The following is a 17,259-nucleotide window of genomic DNA, read 5'->3' as shown; positions in this document are numbered from 1 at the left end:
TAGGCGTCGACGTCAGCCGCGAGCAGATGGCCGCCCTTCACCTTGAGCGCTCCAACTTCCATGGTGAGTGGAATTACACCCTCCGGCCAAACTGAAACTTTATTTCTGCGCGGCTCCTAAGCCCCAAGAGAGCACTCCTATTTCAGGCGCACCTTCAAGCGCTCCACCGAGGCGTTGGGCCGCCCCATGAACCCGTCGAGCAGACGTTGCTCGACTCCCACCTCTTCCCAGACAGCCGAGTACTCAAGCCCAATACACTCTTGGGGTTCCGCGCTCCTCGAATTGCCGGAGGTGTCGAAGATCCTGCAGTCGCGGAAGTTCCCAATGTCCTGAGTGTAATGGATGATGGGGTGAGAAAACTGCTCCTCCAGTTCCCTCCACCCGATGAGTTCCCAATCTCTCTCACCCATATGGCGAACCATGATCTTGAAGAGGATGGGTTTGGAGGCAATCCGATCTAAATCGGAATCTGGAGTGTCGGTCCTGTAATCGTAATAGGCATCATGCGGCAACTTGAGCACCCGGCCGTAACCTACAGAGCCGTCGGCAAGAGGGATCCTCAAGAACGAGCCCGGCTTGTAGATCCGCGGCATCTCTAATATCCCGTGTAAGGGTGAAGGGGGCCCCACAGTTCAGTGGCGGCATCGTGGAAGCGTCGGCCTTGCGGGTTGTCTTTCGACACGCCGCGCACGGCATTCTCGGTCTGGTAGGGCTCTCCGGTGTCGGAGCGAGCTCCCCCGAGGAAATCAATCAATTGCTGCTCTCTTCCGCGAATCCGCCAATAGGCGACGTCGTCATATCTCCGACTGTAATCAACGGCGGTGCCAACATCGAATCGATCAGTCCTCGCGAATTCAAACAGAGGGTTCTGAGGTTCCACGTTCTCATCCAGGTGGTGGTTCCTGTCTCGAAGGAGCACCGCCAGTGCAACTTGAAGATCGAGGGACTCCGCACGATCGACAACCATACTGGTCCGCCCGGCGTAGGAGCGGTGGGTCATCTGATTGAACTTCGTGTAGGTGACATAGACGCGCCCCAGCCTTTTCCTGGCGCCCTCGTCGGGCTTCGATCTGGGCGCTGCACCAGGCGAAGAACTCTGGGCCGGGTACTGACCTTGAGCCCACCCCTTCACGTCTCCGAAGTGGGTGCCGTAGTACTCGTCAGCGATCTCGATGGGAGTCTTCTCTCCATCCAGGGCCGCGCGGGCGGTCAAGCACACCAGCAACCCACTACCGACCGCCGCGACGAACGCCCCCCCAACCACCACCACCTCTCCCGCGACACCGCCAGCCCCTACCTCCGCGCCCGCACCTGCTTCGGGTACCAACCGGAGCACACCCCGAGGGATGCCGTTCCCCAGCCCCTCACCCCATAGCCCTTCCAAGACAGGGGTTGGACTTGGGGCAGGGAGAGCCACGGGCGAAGCCCCCGCCACTGCCGCGACAAGCACCACGTTCACACCTGCGCGAGCGGAGGGCACCTCCTCCCTCCAGGCTCCGGCCGTCCCCTCCCGGGACGGGACATAGACACAGCGCCTCGGCTCATCTGAAGCACGCCGGATGCTTGGAGCCGCGCCGCCACACCCCACCAGGGCCATGCAGAACAGCACAACTGAACAACGCATCACACAGCACCTCTGGGTGTGGGCTCCCGCCGGGGAGCACTCGAATCTACGGAATCCCCTGACCGCAGCCAACAAGTGGTACGCACAGCAGGCGCTCTGCCTCCTGCCCCGCTGAATCCTCGGGGCCATGACCTTTCATGTCAGGAAGACGGGCAGCACAGCCAGCGCGGCCTTCAAGACTGGAGACGATCTGCTGGCCAGGGCTGCAACGGCCGCAGCAGCCCAGCCCGGTCCAGCAACTCGTGGACACGTGCAGCCAGCGCGACGTGCTCCGGGTTGGAAACTGTGAACCGCTCGGCGGTGAGGATGACGAGGGTGCCCTTGTCCTCCACCTGCTCAATGCGCACGGGGGCGGGCACAGGAGCCGCTCAGTACCCCACGTGCAAGCATCCGGGGGGCAGCGCCGCTTCCAGGCGTTTCACCTCCGGCTCGGGGATGCGGTCGAGCCCGAGCTTGAACTGCTTGAGCCGCGCGAGCGGCGCGAGCTCCTCCGGCAGCGCGACCAGTTCGCCCTGGAAGAAGCCGGCATGCGTCAGCCTCGGCAGCCGGCCGAGCCCGTCCACCAGCGTCTGCACTCGGGCCGGTGTCATCTTGTAGAAGCGCCACCACCAGAGCTTCCTCAGTCGCGGCAGCCGGGTCAGCACTTCGGGGAAGCCCTCCAGGGCCATGGCATCGAGGTACAGCTCCTCCAGCGACTCCAGCTCGCCGAACGCATCCGGGAGCCGGACAAGCGCGTTGCAGTACCGGAGGCTCAGCTTCTTCAGCGCGGGGAGGCGGCAGAGCTCCACCGGCAGGGACTTCAGCGGCAGGCTCTCCAGGCTGAGGTTTCGCAGCCCGCGCAGCTCGCCAATGCGCGGAGAAAGCTCCGCGATGTCGTTGGTGTCCAGCGTGAGGCTCTCCAGCCCGGTGAGGGAGAAGAGCTCCTCGGGGAGGGCCTTCAGCTTCTTCTGCGCGAGCCCGAGCCGCGGGGCCTTCTCGCCCCGTGCCACCTTCTCCCGCACCGCGGCAATGGCCTTCTCCACGGGGCCGAGTCGGGTGTCCGCCAGCACGGGCTTCCCCGCGCGCAGCTTCGCGAGCAGCCCCTTCCGGTCGAGCGTCGAGTCGGTGACGCCGTCCTCGTCCTCGTCCTCCACGTTGAAGGTGCCCGGCAGGAGCGCCTCGTGCGGCTCCAGTGTTCTGCGCGGCCGTCCCGTCGCGGTGAGCTTGCTGCCCACGAGCGCGTCCACGTCCAGCGCGCCGTGCACCTCGAGGTGGTGGTGCTCCTCGACGAGCGCTCGCGCCCTCAACCCTCCACCCACGCAGAAGACATCATCCCCGAGCGAGTCGCCGAAGAGGAGCCCCCGAATCCTGACGTTGCCCACGACAAACATGGCGGAGAACGTGGCGACGTTCTCCACCTCCAGGTCTCCCAGCACCACCAGGAGGGTGTGGTCGGCCGCGTGGCCATCCTCCAGCAGCCCCTTCAGCCGGACACTGCCGGAGACAACGAGCGGCAGCGGGCCGACGACGAGCGCGTCGGCCTCCAAATCGCCCTCATGGAAGAGGACGCCCTGATCGGTGATGCCCCTCCACCACAAGGCCAGCTTCTCCCGCAGCTCGGGCGTCGCCACCGCCTCCACGCGAGACCACACCTCCTGCGCGGAGGCCTCACGCCCCCAGACCTTCACTCCCTCCTGCTTCGGCGCCATGCCCCGGTGCTCCCTTCCTGATGGACATCAGGCCATGAAGACACCGGCGCAACAACCGTCAAGGGACACGGTCGAACAGTGCGAGGAAGGCCGGATCATCTCGCAGCGTGGCGAAGTCGGGGTCGTCCCGGAGCCCCGCACGGCGATGGGGAGGCGCAAGCGACAGGGCCTTGGAGATCAGCGGGTAGATCTTGTGGCGAGGCTTTCCGGTGAGCGCGAACGTACAGGCTTTGCAGTAGTAGGGGTGCCAGTAGCCAGGCTCCGCTGCGATCGAGCGCTCATAACAAGGGAGCGCCTCGCCATAGCGCTTCAGGTTGTTGAGGGCACTGCCCTTGGCCGACCACGCATACGCTGACTGGGGGTTGAGCTCGAGCGCGCGCTCGGCGAACTCCAGCGCAGCGGCCGGGTCGCCACGCCATGCGCGAGCGTTGGACTTGCCGACCCAGGCGCCCTCGAAGTTCCGCAGCCCCTCAGGCAGGTGCGGCCCCAGGCGGAGGACCTCATCGAACATCGCCTCGGCTGCGACGGGATCGCAGACGAAATCCATCAGATGGTTGGCTCTGTCATACAGCGCCTTCATGAGCAGCGAGGTATAGCTCTGGCGAAAGTATGAGCCGCTGTGGGTCTGGCTGCTGAGTTCGAGATAGGTCCGGAGACAGGTGACCGCCGTCTCGCTGTCGTTGTTCTCCAGGGCGAGCCTTCCCAGTTCGCCACACGCCTCGAGGTGCCGCGGATTGCGTTCGAGCGCCCGTGTGAACTGCTGCGCCGCCTCGGCTCGTGCGCCCGCGAGCTTGTACAAGGTGCCCTTGGAGTAGTGCGCTGCGCCCTCGGGGTCGCCGAGTGCAATCGCTCGGTCGAAGAGCTCCAGTGCGAGCTGGCGCGAGCGGTCCGGCCAGAACCCATGGTGCATCTTGATCCGGAAGAACTCACCCCACTCGACGAGGTCTCGGACGATCAGGGCGCGGGTGGTGGGATTGGAATCGCGCTCGAGCTGTGGCGTGACGTGATCGAACCAGGAGGTGAGCAGCGTGTCGGCGCGGCCGGAGCGGAAGAGCGCCTCGGCGTCGGGATTGAGCTTGCCCGCGCCGGACATACGCAGGGCAGCGGCGAAGGCCTGCGCGGCGGACTCCGCGCTCCCTGCGTGCGCAAGCAGGTGACCGGTGAGCTGGTACATGAGCCGGGAGCAGTGCTCCGCGGGGATGTGGCTCAGCCACGAGAGCGCCTCGTCATCCTGTCCAATGCTAAAGGCGACAAGCGCCAGCGATTGCAGCACGTCCGGACGTGCTCCGAGCGATACGGCCTGCTTGAAGCACTCCGCTGCCTGCTCGGGCTCATCGAGGAGCCGGTACAGCTCGCCCTTCTGTTTCCACGCCCTCACGTTCTCGGCATCGAGCGCGAGCGCACTGTCGAACGCGGCCATGGCCTCCTGCGCAGCCTCGCCGCGCTTCTTGTCGCCAGGTGCCGACGCCCCCACACGCCGAGCGTGATACTCGCCGTCGTACACCCGCTGCCGAGCCAGGAAGCGCCGCAGGTCATGGTCTTCGGGGGAGGCCTGGACGCGCTCCTCCCAGTGGCGATCGATGGCCTCGCTGGAGTCCTCGCCGCAGTCGCCGCGGAAGAAGCTCAGCTCGCCTCCTTCGATCCGATACTCATCGACGAACGTGTCGTACTGCTCGGTGATGAAGAAGCGCGCATCCTCGACGTACAGCGCGATCGTCTTGAGCCCACGGTAGATGTTCGCGTAGCCGGCATAGGTGCGATCGCCTGTGTGATGAAGATCGAGGAAGAGCCCGTCGGACTCGAAGCGGGCGTCCTCGCGACGGATCTCCTGCCCTCCGCGGAGCTGCAGAAACCCTCGGACCCACTCCGACAGTGACGCGTGGAGCTCGCGAAGCTCGGACTCGAACTCCGGCCGCACGCGGAGGTAGGTGCTGCGCCAGATGTCGTAGACAGGGGTGACCTGCTCGGTGCGCAGCTCGTTGCGCACCTCCGAGAAGTCTCCGTCGATCGACGCCTCGAACTCGTCCTGGGTCATTCACACCCGATCATTCAGCCAGAGCATGAAACGCTTCAGCGCATCCGGGCACGGGCTCTGCTGCGTGCATCAAGCGCGCGGGCCTGAGGGTGTGAACGGTTCACGCTTCCCTCCAAGCAAGCCGTCCCATGCACATGCTCGGAGAGTTACGCTGCGGGGTCAACCGGTTTGAGGAGCGGGTCCCCGAGTGCTCACGCCAGCCGACCGGTCTTCGCGATCTGCGCCCGAACGCGGTCAGCGTAGAAACCAAGTACAGCACCACGAGCGTACCGTCGAGCAGTGAACCTGCCCCGCTACGTGGAGCGGGATTTCGCCCGGTACAATAAGACATGCCGAGTCTCACGCTGCGTCCTGCCACCGAGAACGATGTCGACACGCTCTTGGAGTTGATGAACGACTTCAACAGGAGTGAATCCATCACCTGGGATCCAGTGAACACTGTACAGGCGCTTGGCCGGCTCTTGAGGGAGCCAGCGCTCGGGCAGGTGGTGATCCTCGAGGAGGGAGCGGCGGTACGTGGCTACGCGGTGCTCACCTACGGCTACGATCTGGAGTTCGCCGGGCGCGACGCGTACCTGACCGAGTTCTATCTGCGTCCCGAGGCTCGGGGGCGAGGGCTCGGGAAGTGGCTGCTGGCACGGGTGGAGGCTCTGGCGCGTGAGACAGGAGTGGAGGCCCTGCACCTCATGGTGCGTCCTGAGAACGAGCCTGCGGTGGCGCTCTATCGGAGCGCGGGCTTCGAGGAGCCGCCTCGCATGTTCCTCACGAAGCGACTCCCCGGGGTTCGCTGAACCTGGCGAACCTCCTTACTGCTTCATGAAGTCACTCGCGGGGATTTCAACGCGTGACATGAATCCAATCCCAGCGTGAGCCAGTTCTCACACGAGCCCACGCTGGGAGCACATACATTAGAGCGAGCAGGTGGTCTGGTTGTTGCTGCTACCGCCAAACGGGTCGATGCGGCACGACGGGTTGAACGAGGTGGCCACCGCCCGGTAGCCACTTGGGCAACCGAAGCCGCAGGTGTTGAAGCTGCTGCCACTGTTGCTACCGCAGGTGCTCTGATTGTTGAGGCTGCTGCCGCTGAACGGGTCGACTCGGCACGACGAGTTGAACGAGTAGGCAGTCACGTGATAGCCACTCGGGCAGCCAATCACACAGGTGTTGAAGCTGCTGCCGCTATTGATGCTGCAGGTGGTCTGGTTGTTGAGGCTGCTGCCGCTGAATGGATCAACTCGGCACGACGAGTTGAACGAGTAGGCCGCCTCGTGATAGCCGCTCGGGCAGCCAATCACACAGGTGTTGAAGCTGCTCCCCGAGTTGGGTTGACAGTCCGTCTGGTTATTGAGCGACGAACAGGAGCCACAGCTAAAACCGCAAGAATAGGAGGCCGGGTGATTGCCCGCCGAGCAGCCGATACCACACTGCAGCAGCTCTGACTCCTGGGTCTCCAACCCTTCCATCTGCTCATCTGGCGCCACACTTCCGCATCCCACCAGCGACATCACCAAGGACAACCCAAACAGTTGCTTCACCAAGTGTGATCCTCCCTCATGAGGCCCTTCATCGAGCCGGGAGTGATTTCCTATCTCAGAATTAGGAAATCAAGCAAAAAACCAATATGCGGGATTCATATACTAATAAACATACATCTGCCCCAACGCCGCTGGGCAGTGCGGATGGAAAGCTGCAAGGGCGTTGTAGGCAGCGGTTTCCGTTCGCGGCCTCAACCTTCAGGCTGGAGTCCACTCTCGGGATTGGCAATCCAGGAGACGACCCCCTCCATGAACTCCCAGACGTCTCCAGACTCTGCATGGACGTAGTGAGGGGCCTCTGGATCGTCACCCATGTGCTCGAAGACCCGCATGAGCCATTTCGCCTTGTCTGACCTGCCGATGTTCTGCTTCTGAGTAAGCTGAGGCAGCCAGCTCTCGAGCTCACCTGTGGGTACGACGAAGATCCCGTGCTGAGCCAGGGGGGTGAGGAGCGTCATCTTCATTTCGCGCTGCTCGCTCGTTGGCAGCATCTCCAGCCCCTAGAGCTTCATGCGTTTCTTGGCTTCGTCCTCGTTGCTCAGCTCATCCCCCCTTTGAGATCACGTCCAGGTCGACGACGGCCGCGGCGGGAATGCCCATCTCCCGGAGCGGCGAGATGATCCGGTGGATCGTCTGTTTGTTCTGTGCATTGAGGAAAGCACAGGCCCTGTGGCCTTTCTTTACGGCCAGGAGGCGCTCGTTGATCTCTTCAAGGGGCTGCGCGGCTTCTCCACCTGCCTGGCGCACTGTTCGGGCGGCCCCCGTCAGCGGCCCTCCTCGGCCCCTCTGCCCCTGATGCGTCCGATTCCACAGGGCCGCTTCGCCTATGCTCACAGGCATGCCCTTGAACGAACCCGGTTTCCTGCTTCGCCATCTCGTGAAGGCCTCTACCATCCTGGCACTCGTGTTGTGCGGCTGCTCCGGCGGGGCCGGAGGCGGTGGCCCGGAAGATGCCGGTCCAACGCCCGACGCCGGCGCGACGTCTGACGCGGGTACGAGCAGCGACGCGGGGACCTCGGATGCAGGCCCCCCAGCCTGGTTGATGGGCGCCGCGGTCAGTCAATGGGTTGAAATTCCCGGCACTGGCGGCGCTGGCGGTGCGCCGGTGGATGCCTACAGCGGTATGGCTATCAAGGACAGCACGAGCGAGCTCATCATCGCCGCCGCTGGCGGACATGGCGACAGTTCCGACAATCGCACCGTCTCCATTCGCATCGACGTCGATGCGCCCACGTGGGTGGTCCGAAAAGCCGCATCACCGGTGGCCGGAAACAACCTCGGTTACAACACCGATGGCCAACCCGCCTCGATGCACACCTACCAGTCGACGCTCTATTCGCCGACGGCCGATCGCGTCCTGCGCGTGCGACCGCGGTTCACGTATCCATCGGCCTGGGACGTCAACACCAACGACGGGTTCGACCTCAACACCAACACCTGGGACGGCGAGGGTGTTCATCCGCTGGCGACGGATGGGTATGGGTTCGTGCGCGACGGCGACGGCAACGTGTGGTCCACTGCATTCGAACGGTACGATCCGGTGGCGAAGAAGTGGTCCAAACCCATCACCATCCGCACGGCGGACCCGGTTCGTTTCCCTGGCGCGTATGACTCGAAGCGCCGACAGATCTTCACCTTGCAATGGGGTGACGGACAGGGCGCGAACACGGAACTCTCGGCCTCGCGCGTTCCAGTCGATGGCCATTCGCAGCTGGGCGTGACGTTCACCAGCAATGCGGCCCTGGAGCAGTTGAAGGCCGACCAACCGATGTACGCCGGGATGGACTACGACCCGCTCAACGACGAGTTCTTGTTCTACGCGGGCGGGAGCTGGGCGGGGGCGAAGCTCACTCCGATTCCAGAGCGCATCTATGCGGTGACGCCGGTCGACTCAGGGCCGTGGACAATCCGGTTCAAGGAAGTGACCGGTGTTCCCGCCGCATCGAGCCCGGCGGGGGTGCAAGGCCGATTTCGCTACGTACCGGCTCTGAAGGGCTTCGTGTTGCTGCCGTCGTCGAAGACGAACCTCTGGTTCCTGCGAACAAAGTGACGCGCGCTCCGTGTTGGGCCCGTCGGCTCAGGGGCGGGCCGGCAGTGCCCCTGTCCCTCCTTCCATGAAGCGCCCCCGCGCGCCGAGTAAGCACGCGCGGGGGAGGACAACCGCTGGGGCTTCACCCACTCAGTGCATGACGATGGAAGGTGCCTCGGGGGTGGTGAAGAAGCCGGGAAGCGTCGCGGTGAAAGCGCTGCCCGCGGACGAGATCCCGTCGCACCCTGTGTAGATGTCGAACGCCGGGTTCCCCGTCCACAGGTTGATCGTGTTGCCCCCCAGAGAGCCCTCAACGACCAGCGTCGCGGGGCTCACGAAGGAGAGCTGCCCCACTCTGGCAGAGCCAGGGCCGCCAGCCGTGCAATCCGCGGGCAGCCAGCCGCCATGAAACTGGTACCGCCTCGCGACGCCCGCAGTCTGGGGATCCAGCAGGGCCACGAAGCCATTGGAAAGGGTTCCAATGGCCTTGTAGGTGTAGCTTTCAGAATAGCCCACCGCGATCCCCGCTTCGTTCGCCACGATGGAGAAACCTGGCAGGGATTCCGACGCGCCGAGTGCGTTGGTCGACGGCGTCGCCGTGCAAGTACCGGAAGCATCCGGCCACACCGAGGCAGAGAACCGATAGGAGATATGCGGATAGGGATTGGGATCCATGTACGATCTGGCCTGGATCGCGTAGACGCAGCCCGCCCGGTTCGCACGGACCTCGCTGACGAGAGCATCCGCGGTCGAGGGGTTCGCGGTCACGAGCCGGTACCCGGTGGTGGCGTAGCCCATCGACAGATCCTGCTGGAGGTAGGCGACCGCGAAGACGCCCGGGGACAGCGCGGCGATTCCAAACTGGGGCTGCGTGGAGTTCATGGACTGGCTGGTGGCGGGGTCCACATAGGACAGCGGCAGGTCAGCCTCCAGGGTGCCCAGGGCGGACACGCGGGTGCCGATCATCTGGTGCAGCCCGCTGCGGGTACTCTGCCAGCCAATCCAGTAGTCCCTCCCATCGGAGGTGATCTCGGGGCCCGTCAGGGGCGCGGTGCCCACCGCGAGGTCTCCCGTGCCCAGCCGCGAGCCATCCGACCCACTCACCGCCCGGGCCCACAGGTTGTTGTCCGCGCCCACCCACGTCACAAGGAAGTTGCCTCCCAGGCCCGCAGCGGCCGGGGAGCGCTCATTGCCCGAGCTTGCAGCCAGGGAGATGACCGGGTTGTCCATCACTCCCCCGCCGAGGCCGATGCGGGCGGCCTCAATGTTCTGGTTCCTCTCCCACGTCACCAGGAACTTGTCGCCCGAGAACGCCACACGGCTGTCCTTGCCACCCTGGGCGATGAGGAAGCTCTGCGATTCAGTCCCGTAATACCGGTGCATCCGAATCCCCTGCACTCCACTGACCACCGAGCCGTTGGTGTTGATCGGGCCGTCCCAGGTGATCATGAAGATATCGTTGCCGTAGGCCACGGAAGGTGAGTTCAGTTGGCTCACGGGTGTCCCAGCGGGCAGGCGGCTGAGGAGGATGGGTGAGGCATCGAGCACCGCGCCATCCGAAGCCCGCACGCGGGTCCCGTAGATGACGGGAGCCGCGGCGAGCCGTACCCAGGCGACCAGGAAGTTCTGGCCGTCGAAAGCCACGACCGGATCCAGGTTGAGGTTGGTGGTGTCGAACGTGATGGGAGCGGAGTCCAGCACCTGGCCATCCGAAGCCCGGACGCGGACACCGCGCAGGGCAAAGCCGGCTCCAGGCTGGGTCCAGAGCACCAGGTTGATGCCATTGCCCGTGCCAATCGTCGGCGTGTAATGCGGGGCGTACATCGTCCGAAGGGGGTCCGCCGTGCGCTCCGGAGAGATGTGCACCTGCCCCTCCGTCACCAGCCTGAGGTTCACGCGGGGTCCGCCGTCCGCCTCGTCCAGGACGGAGGCGGTCAGGTAGAGGCCCGAGGCCGCCGCGGCGAGGTCTCCGCGGTTCGGCCAGGCATAGCCCACGTCGAGCTCCGCATTGGCGCCGACCATGGCCAGCGCGGAGACGCGCGTGCTGAGCGCGTGGGGGTATCCGTCGCGCATGCTGTTCCACAGGACACGGTAGTCCACTCCGTCCGCCGTCACCTCGGGAGGCGCCATGGCGCTCGTGCCCACCAGGGTGTTCGCGGAGCCCAGCACGGCCCCGGTGTCGGCCTTCACTCGCCGCGCCAGGATGTTGCCCCCCTCCAGCCACGTCACCAGGAACTCACCACCCTGGCCGGCGACGGCGGGAGTCTGCGCATCGGCGGTGGTCGTCACGGTGACGGGGCTCGGGTAGCCCGTCGTGCGCGCGTCGAACGGGTTCACCTTGAGCGTCGTGCCTTCCACCCACGACACCAAGTAGTAGCCGCTCCCGAAGGTGACCCGGGGAGGAGCCGAGGCGGACGTGGAGAGGACGCGGAGGCCAGAATCCACGAGCGTCGCATCCGAGGAGCGCAGGAACGCCACCTCAACGAAGTGCAGCCCGCTCCCATCGGAGTAGGTCCAGGTGTCGTACCAGCTCACCAGGCAGTTCTTCCCATCGCAGGCCAGGGTCGGATGGGTCTGCCCGCGCTGCTGAGGGCCGGTGTCGAGGGGGTGGCTGACAGGGAAGGCCGTGGAGTCGACTCGCGTTCCATCCGAGGCCCTCACCCGCGTGCCATAGATGGCGGGCACTCCCCGGTCCTCCGTCCACAGGACCGTGAAGTAGGTGCCATCGAAGGCCACGGCGGGCTCGGTCTGTGAGTAGGAGCCCGTGGCGATGGGCAGCGGGCTGGAGTCGAGCACCACTCCATCCGAGGCCCGGACACGGAGGCCTACGATGTCCGGCGAGGAGCCCGCGGCGGAGGAGTTCACCTCCCAGACGACGAGATAGACCCCCAGGCCCTGGGCGACCGCGGGGTGCTGCTGGGTTTCGCCCCACACCGGAGAGGGATTGACCCGGATGGAGGAGGAGACATTCGTTCCCGCGAGGGACGACTGGATGACTCGCGCTACCTCGGGAGGCAGCGAGCCTTGGGGATCGAGAACCTTCTCGGGTTCCGCGGACGAGGACTCGCTGCACGCTGCTGATAGCATCAGGAGAGCACTCAGAGTCAGGAATGGAAGTCGAAGTCTGCATGTCATGGAGATACCTCCCGTAAACCGAGGAGCTGGCTGCCGCTGGGGAGCGTGCTGGCCGACTTCTCGGTTGAGCACAGGGCGTGCCACGAGCCCACCCAGCTCATCCCGCCTGCCTGGACCTCTTCACGGGGCACTCTCGGCAAGAAGTTGCCGACGATGTTTGCCGAGCGGCAAGAACTTGCCGCCGCGTCAGGGCCTACGGTTCTCCGAGAGTTGCGCGAGTTGTCAGAGAACTTCTGGCGACCTGCCTAGCGTCCCGACTCCTCGCTCTGGGAGGGGAAGCTCGAGGGTGAAGGTGGCGCCCTGGCCCGGTCCGGCGCTCGCCACGGAGAGCCGCCCCCGCAGCTCCTGCCAGTCCCAGGGGAACAGGGAATGGCAGACTTCATGCTTCGGGGCATTACCTTCCCCCACCCGTGTCCGCACCGCATGGGCAGGCAGATCTGGCAGGAGTCGCGCGGCAACACCTCCGCCGTCACCACCGACGGTGGCAACGGCCCGATCGCGGGCCAACGATCCGCGCGACCGCGGGTCGTCGGACGACGTAACACCTCGAACTGGCAAGAACCTGCGGCCACACAGTGGCCCGGACGCTCACGCCCGCCACGATCAAAATCCCGCGCTTTCCACGGATCGTCTCCACTTGAGAGTCATCGTTGTAGCCCCTATGGCTTCGGCGGCGCTTCCACGCCCGACAAGGCCAGCACCGCATCTGGCAGACGCTGCCCCTGGATTTCGATCGCGGCGACCGCTCTTCACCAGCTCCACGAGCGCCAGGTTGTGGGGCAGGTCCTCTGGCGAGAATCGAGACTCAGCGCCGCGAATGTCACCGGGGGCGAACCGTGTACTCGCGTCGATGGCGCCAGCGAGGAAACCGACCCCCAGCGGGCTCCATGGCACCATCAGCTCCTGAGGAGGGGCACTGGTGCTCGTCCCCGCGCAACCTGCGAGCCCAGCCACGAGCGGAGTTGCGCCCATCGCCACCGCACCCTTGAGAAGGTCACGCCGGCTGCTTCCTGTCGTGCCGGGACGTTCTGGTTGATTCCTCTTCCAACGCATATGTGTTGCTCCCTTCATCGTCCTACGACGCCTGCTCCTCGGTGGTACTCCTGGATTCCATACGTGCGCATGAATTGAGCGCGGGGCGTCTGGTTATCGCTGGTAGCCAATTGCGATGATTTGACCTGACGCGTCGCTGCTCACAAACAACTCCCCATGGGGGCCCACACCCAACCCCACCGGCCGATGAGGCCAGCTGGCTGCTGTGTCGCTGGCGCTGTCGAACTCGAAGAACGGCTCGTAGCGAACCGGCAACCCGTTCTCGAACACCACCCGCACCACCTCGTAGCCCTGGGCGGGCTGTCGATTCCAGGAACCGTGGAAGCTGACGAAGGCGTCGTCGACCACCTCGGGCGGGAAGGACGCGCCGTCGTAGAAGACGATGTCGAGCGGCGCAACGTGAGCGGGCATCGCCAGCAGCGGAGGCACCACATTGTTGACGTCGCGGCACCACGCATCGGAGTGCGTGCCATCACTCATGAAGCCCGGATCTGCCCACTGCGTCTTCGGGCCCATTCCCACACCCGACGGAAGCAGAAACTCACTGAAGCAATAGGGGTAGCCATAGAACCGCCCGGCTTCGGCGAAGAGGTTCAGCTCTTCAGCGGGATTGTCGGTGTGAATGTCGCCCCCGAGGTCGGCACGGTTGAGATTGTCTCGCCCATTTTCCACACCCCACAGCCGGCCCTGGCTGTCGAAACGCAGGCCCACTTCGTTCCGAAGGCCATCGGCAAACACCTCTCCGTCCGTGAAAGCCACGTTGCCCGCCTGAACCTGGGCTGGCGTGAAGCGGCGAATGCGAGAGCGCGCTGAATTGGTGTCCACGTTCGAGCCTGAACCGACGCTCACGTAGAGGCGGCCTTCAGCGTCGAAGATGAGCGTCCGGGTGACATGGCCGCCCGTAGGGATGCCGGTCACCACTACTTCCTGGCCGCTCAGCGCTGATCTCGTTCCGGTGGCGAAAGGCCACCGCAGGACGCTCGTCGTGGAAGAGGCGTAGAGGTACCCGCCGTGCAGGGTGATGCCATGGTTGAGCCCAGTGGCCTCGGCCAGCGTCGCCCGTTCGGACGAATCCGAAACGCCGTCACCGTTCGAATCGTAGAGCGCGGTGATTCGAGCCGCGGTGCGCTCGACCACCAGAACGTCTCCGTTCGGAGCGACGATCAACCCTCGGGGATTGGCAATGGTCGCCCAGGTCCATGCACAGTACCCCGCTGGCAACCTCGCATTGGCCACGGTGGCGCTCGCAGGCCCCAGGCAGCTGTTCGTGAGAGAAGTCCCGGCATCGGAAGTGCCGGCATCGGAACTCCCGCCGCCGTCGGCCACACCGGCGTCACTCGTTGGGTTTTGATCTCCGGCATCGGTCTGACTCCCGGCATCCATTTCGACGCCGGCATCTCTCTCGGTGGGGGACGGGTCTGAACAAGCCAGGAGGGCAGAGGCGCAGAGCGCTGCGACGAGCCCAAGTCGGAGGGAGAAGTGTCTTCCAGTCATGGTGTTATTGCCTCAAGGAAAGAAGGGTTTGCTGCGGCCCGTGTTAGTTGATTACTTCTCGAAGACCTCTTTGGCCACGGTCACTGCGGTGATGGCATTCGGCCAGCCGGTATAAAAGGCGAGGTGCGTGATCGTCTCGACCAGTTCCTCCTGCGTCACGCCGTTATCTCGGGCGAGGACGAGGTGTGAGCGGAGTTGTTCAGGACGGTTCATGGCGATTAGCGCGCTGACGGTCACGAGGCTGCGGTCGCGAGGCGCGAGCTGCGGGCGCGTCCACACATCGCCGAAGAGCACTTCGTCGGTCAGCTCGACCAGCTTCGGGGAGAACTCGCCGATCAGTTTCTGGGCGCGCGTCGGTTGCGCGGTCTGCGTCAGCGCATTGGGAGCGGATTGGCCGCGCAAGGGCATGCCGTATTGCTCCTCGGTGACCTTCTCCAGCCAGTCGGCGCTCTTGCCATCGAGCTGTTCCACGATGGCGATATGCGCCATCGACGTCTTCGGCGCCGCTCCATGCCAGTGCTTGACGTTCGGCGGAATGCGGACGACATCCCCCTGCCGGATCTCATCGACCGGTCCACCCCACTGCTGCACGCGCCCGGTTCCGGCTGTGACGATGAGGATCTGGCCGAGCGGGTGGCTGTGCCATGCGGTCCTCGCGCCCGCCTCGAACGTGACGAGCGCGCCCGACGCCGGCGCCGGCGCGCTGGCCTGAAACAGCGGGTCGACGCGAACGGCTCCGGTGAAGTTCTCGGCCGGCCCCTGCCGCGACGGCTGCGTGCCGCGCCGAGCGATGGTGATGGTTTGAGAGGATGCGGAACCAGCCAGAAGCACAGAGAGGACGGCCGCAGCGAACACGTTCATGGGAGTTCCTCCTGGAGGTTCAATCCAGCCCCTTCTGCGTGAGAAACCGCGACAGAAGGTCAGCGATCTGGACATTGTTGAGATCCGACATGGGGAAGTGCGTATTGCCGCGAATCCCGATCTCGGGCAGGTGCACGACAGTCACGTCGCCGCCGTGGCGGTTCACCGCATCGCGGAACTGCCTTGCCATGGCGAGCGTGACGCGCCACTGGTCCTGGCCCGGATTCGTGGTTGGATTCTCGGCAATGGAGTCGCCGTAGTACATGACGATCGGCATCTTCGTGAGCTGTAGGAAGTCCGACAGCGGCACCTCGACGCCTCTTGCCGTGCCTGAGGCGTACGTCATCGGCTCAGGTGCTTCGCCCTGCGGGAAGACGAAGCCAGCACCCGGTTCGTACGAAACGATGGCTCGCACATTTCTGTTCTTGATCGCCGTGCGCCAGCCGGGTCCACCGCTCTGTGAGTGCGTAACGAGAATGCCGGGGCCGATTCGGTCGAAGAGCGCGGAGACAGCATGGGTATTGACCTCCGCGTCGTAGGGGCCCGTGTTGGGCACCATCTGCCGGAAGAACTGGTTGAGTGCCTCTGGATCGCTCGAGAACTGCACGCCTGGGTAGAAGTCCGGCCACAGGCCCAAGCGGAAGATGCCAAACCAGAGCTGTTCGTCAGGCGCAGCCGTCAGCGTCACGGGCTGAGTGCTGCGTGCTGCACGGCCACGTCGGGGTTGATCGATCAAATACACCGGGAAGCGACGGCGCAGGAAAATGTTCTGGAAGCCCTCTCGGCCGTCCGGCGTGCTCTCCCACGTCTTCGCGGACTGGCCATGGCCGTGCCAGAACACGAGCGGGAGCTTTCTGGCATGGGCCGGGGTCTCATAGGACACGTAAACGTGATCGCCGTGCAACGTCTGCCCCGCGGAGTCGGGCCCCGCGGGGTTGTAACTGCCTTGTTTGATGGGGTCAAACGTGCCGGGCGCGGTGATGACCGTTCCGCCGGCTGCAAAGCTGCCTTGCTCCTGAATGAGCAGCGGCCCGGGTTCATTGTTTCCAGCCGGGGTTGCGCACGCGGCGGCGATGAGCGCGACGGTGATCAGAGCAAGGGCCGTGCTGCCCATGCACCGGAGGATGCTCTCGCGGCCCAGTGGGGCTGATGGCCGAGGCCATAGGCCGCGCTTTCCCAGTTCTCGAGTCGACATGGTGAGTTTCCCTTCCACTCCATGACCAAATTCCATGTCTCGCATCGGCATGGCGAAACACGCACGTTGCGCATGAGCTGTGAAGATACACATCACGCCAGGCCCTGTTACGCCACGGCTGGCAAGCCTGTTCGCGCCGTTCTCACCTCTTCTCGGTTGCCACGAAACGCTCCCAGAAGCGCACAGCGTGTCCGAGCCATCCCTCCGCGCTTGTGCCGACCCCAGGCCCGAAGCCGTGCCCGACGTTCGGATATCGACGAAACTCCGTTGGCGTCCCAGCCGCGAGGAGCGCCGCGACCCGCCGCGCCATGACGGATGGAGGCGAGATGGCGTCATTCTCGCCAACGACAACGAACGTCGGCGGCTCACCCTTCGCTCTGTCGGAGTGGCCTGTGTACGCCATGATGACCGTCGCCGGCTTTGGGACGTCGTCGCCGCCGAAGCGCGCGGCGCCATGCGACCCGATGGCGGCCGCCATCCTCGCACCGGCCGAGCTGCCCCACAGCGAATAGCTCCGGCGGTCGACGCTCAGCGTATCGACGTTCCAGCTACCGCCATCAAGAAACCGCAACGTCCAACATCGTCAGGGCGTTCCGTCATGTCACATCGT

The 17,259-nt window shown here is 64.8% G+C and carries 15 protein-coding genes; 2 read left to right on the top strand and 13 right to left on the bottom strand.

Features of this window, described 5'->3' with window-relative positions; translation table 11 throughout:
- Window positions 1-137 precede the first annotated feature (137 nt).
- From KY501_RS42065 to KY501_RS42045, 5 genes are all read right to left on the bottom strand, one after another.
- The gene (locus KY501_RS42065) at window positions 138-593 is read right to left on the bottom strand and encodes an immunity 26/phosphotriesterase HocA family protein (RefSeq protein ID WP_224369702.1); all 456 of its coding nucleotides are present in this window, start codon (window positions 591-593) and stop codon (window positions 138-140) included.
- A 2-nt stretch (window positions 594-595) separates the two neighbouring features.
- A complete protein-coding gene (locus KY501_RS42060; protein WP_224369700.1) occupies window positions 596-1,327 on the bottom strand; it encodes a hypothetical protein in 732 nt (243 codons plus the stop codon).
- A 470-nt stretch (window positions 1,328-1,797) separates the two neighbouring features.
- Window positions 1,798-1,983, bottom strand: a complete 186-nt coding sequence (locus KY501_RS42055; RefSeq protein ID WP_373691709.1) for an Imm52 family immunity protein — start codon at window positions 1,981-1,983, stop codon at window positions 1,798-1,800.
- A gap of 9 nt (window positions 1,984-1,992) precedes the next feature.
- Window positions 1,993-3,312, bottom strand: coding sequence for a leucine-rich repeat domain-containing protein (locus KY501_RS42050; RefSeq protein ID WP_224369698.1), 1,320 nt, complete (start codon window positions 3,310-3,312; stop codon window positions 1,993-1,995).
- A 58-nt stretch (window positions 3,313-3,370) separates the two neighbouring features.
- On the bottom strand, window positions 3,371-5,347 hold the full coding sequence (locus tag KY501_RS42045) for a tetratricopeptide repeat protein (protein ID WP_224369696.1): 1,977 nt from the start codon (window positions 5,345-5,347) through the stop codon (window positions 3,371-3,373).
- A 329-nt stretch (window positions 5,348-5,676) separates the two neighbouring features.
- Between KY501_RS42045 and KY501_RS42040 the strand changes: the two genes are divergently transcribed.
- Window positions 5,677-6,138, top strand: a complete 462-nt coding sequence (locus KY501_RS42040; RefSeq protein ID WP_224369695.1) for a GNAT family N-acetyltransferase — start codon at window positions 5,677-5,679, stop codon at window positions 6,136-6,138.
- Window positions 6,139-6,255: 117 nt separating this feature from the next.
- On the opposite strand, the gene KY501_RS42035 is transcribed toward KY501_RS42040, so the two are convergent.
- The 3 genes from KY501_RS42035 to KY501_RS42025 form a co-directional block, all read right to left on the bottom strand.
- A complete protein-coding gene (locus KY501_RS42035; protein WP_224369693.1) occupies window positions 6,256-6,882 on the bottom strand; it encodes a hypothetical protein in 627 nt (208 codons plus the stop codon).
- A 191-nt stretch (window positions 6,883-7,073) separates the two neighbouring features.
- Complete coding sequence (locus KY501_RS42030; protein ID WP_224369691.1) at window positions 7,074-7,346, bottom strand: hypothetical protein; 273 nt, start codon at window positions 7,344-7,346, stop codon at window positions 7,074-7,076.
- 79 nt (window positions 7,347-7,425) lie between these two features.
- Entirely contained in the window at window positions 7,426-7,629 is a 204-nt protein-coding gene (locus KY501_RS42025) for a hypothetical protein (protein WP_224369689.1), read from the bottom strand.
- 91 nt (window positions 7,630-7,720) lie between these two features.
- Here KY501_RS42025 and KY501_RS42020 point away from each other — a divergent pair, with 91 nt between their 5' ends.
- Entirely contained in the window at window positions 7,721-8,932 is a 1,212-nt protein-coding gene (locus tag KY501_RS42020; protein WP_224369687.1) for a hypothetical protein, read from the top strand.
- A gap of 129 nt (window positions 8,933-9,061) precedes the next feature.
- On the opposite strand, the gene KY501_RS42015 is transcribed toward KY501_RS42020, so the two are convergent.
- The 5 genes from KY501_RS42015 to KY501_RS41995 form a co-directional block, all read right to left on the bottom strand.
- On the bottom strand, window positions 9,062-11,998 hold the full coding sequence (locus tag KY501_RS42015; RefSeq protein ID WP_224369685.1) for a hypothetical protein: 2,937 nt from the start codon (window positions 11,996-11,998) through the stop codon (window positions 9,062-9,064).
- 1,194 nt (window positions 11,999-13,192) lie between these two features.
- Window positions 13,193-14,482 carry a PQQ-dependent sugar dehydrogenase gene (locus tag KY501_RS42010; protein WP_224369680.1) on the bottom strand — a complete coding sequence of 430 codons (1,290 nt, stop codon included), beginning with the start codon at window positions 14,480-14,482 and terminating at the stop codon, window positions 13,193-13,195.
- A 162-nt stretch (window positions 14,483-14,644) separates the two neighbouring features.
- A complete protein-coding gene (locus tag KY501_RS42005) occupies window positions 14,645-15,454 on the bottom strand; it encodes a (R)-mandelonitrile lyase (RefSeq protein WP_224369679.1) in 810 nt (269 codons plus the stop codon).
- Between the two features lie 19 nt (window positions 15,455-15,473).
- Window positions 15,474-16,568 carry an alpha/beta hydrolase gene (locus KY501_RS42000; protein ID WP_224369678.1) on the bottom strand — a complete coding sequence of 365 codons (1,095 nt, stop codon included), beginning with the start codon at window positions 16,566-16,568 and terminating at the stop codon, window positions 15,474-15,476.
- Between the two features lie 223 nt (window positions 16,569-16,791).
- Window positions 16,792-17,220, bottom strand: coding sequence for an alpha/beta hydrolase (locus KY501_RS41995; protein ID WP_224369676.1), 429 nt, complete (start codon window positions 17,218-17,220; stop codon window positions 16,792-16,794).
- Window positions 17,221-17,259: the final 39 nt, after the last annotated feature.

The sequence above is a fragment of the Hyalangium versicolor genome (assembly GCF_020103695.1).
Lineage (GTDB): Bacteria > Myxococcota > Myxococcia > Myxococcales > Myxococcaceae > Hyalangium > Hyalangium versicolor.
This window is presented reverse-complemented; position numbering and strand designations above follow the sequence as displayed.

Bases quoted from the DNA above. Each gene is read 5' to 3' on its own strand.
- KY501_RS42065 (WP_224369702.1), bottom strand. From the start codon at position 593: ATGCCGCGGATCTACAAGCCGGGCTCGTTCTTGAGGATCCCTCTTGCC.
- KY501_RS42050 (WP_224369698.1), bottom strand. From the start codon at position 3,312: ATGGCGCCGAAGCAGGAGGGAGTGAAGGTCTGGGGGCGTGAGGCCTCC.
- KY501_RS42045 (WP_224369696.1), bottom strand. From the start codon at position 5,347: ATGACCCAGGACGAGTTCGAGGCGTCGATCGACGGAGACTTCTCGGAG.
- KY501_RS42040 (WP_224369695.1), top strand. From the start codon at position 5,677: ATGCCGAGTCTCACGCTGCGTCCTGCCACCGAGAACGATGTCGACACG.
- KY501_RS42030 (WP_224369691.1), bottom strand. From the start codon at position 7,346: ATGAAGATGACGCTCCTCACCCCCCTGGCTCAGCACGGGATCTTCGTC.
- KY501_RS42020 (WP_224369687.1), top strand. From the start codon at position 7,721: ATGCCCTTGAACGAACCCGGTTTCCTGCTTCGCCATCTCGTGAAGGCC.
- KY501_RS42015 (WP_224369685.1), bottom strand. From the start codon at position 11,998: ATGCTATCAGCAGCGTGCAGCGAGTCCTCGTCCGCGGAACCCGAGAAG.
- KY501_RS42010 (WP_224369680.1), bottom strand. From the start codon at position 14,482: ATGGATGCCGGGAGTCAGACCGATGCCGGAGATCAAAACCCAACGAGT.
- KY501_RS42005 (WP_224369679.1), bottom strand. From the start codon at position 15,454: ATGAACGTGTTCGCTGCGGCCGTCCTCTCTGTGCTTCTGGCTGGTTCC.
- KY501_RS42000 (WP_224369678.1), bottom strand. From the start codon at position 16,568: ATGGGCAGCACGGCCCTTGCTCTGATCACCGTCGCGCTCATCGCCGCC.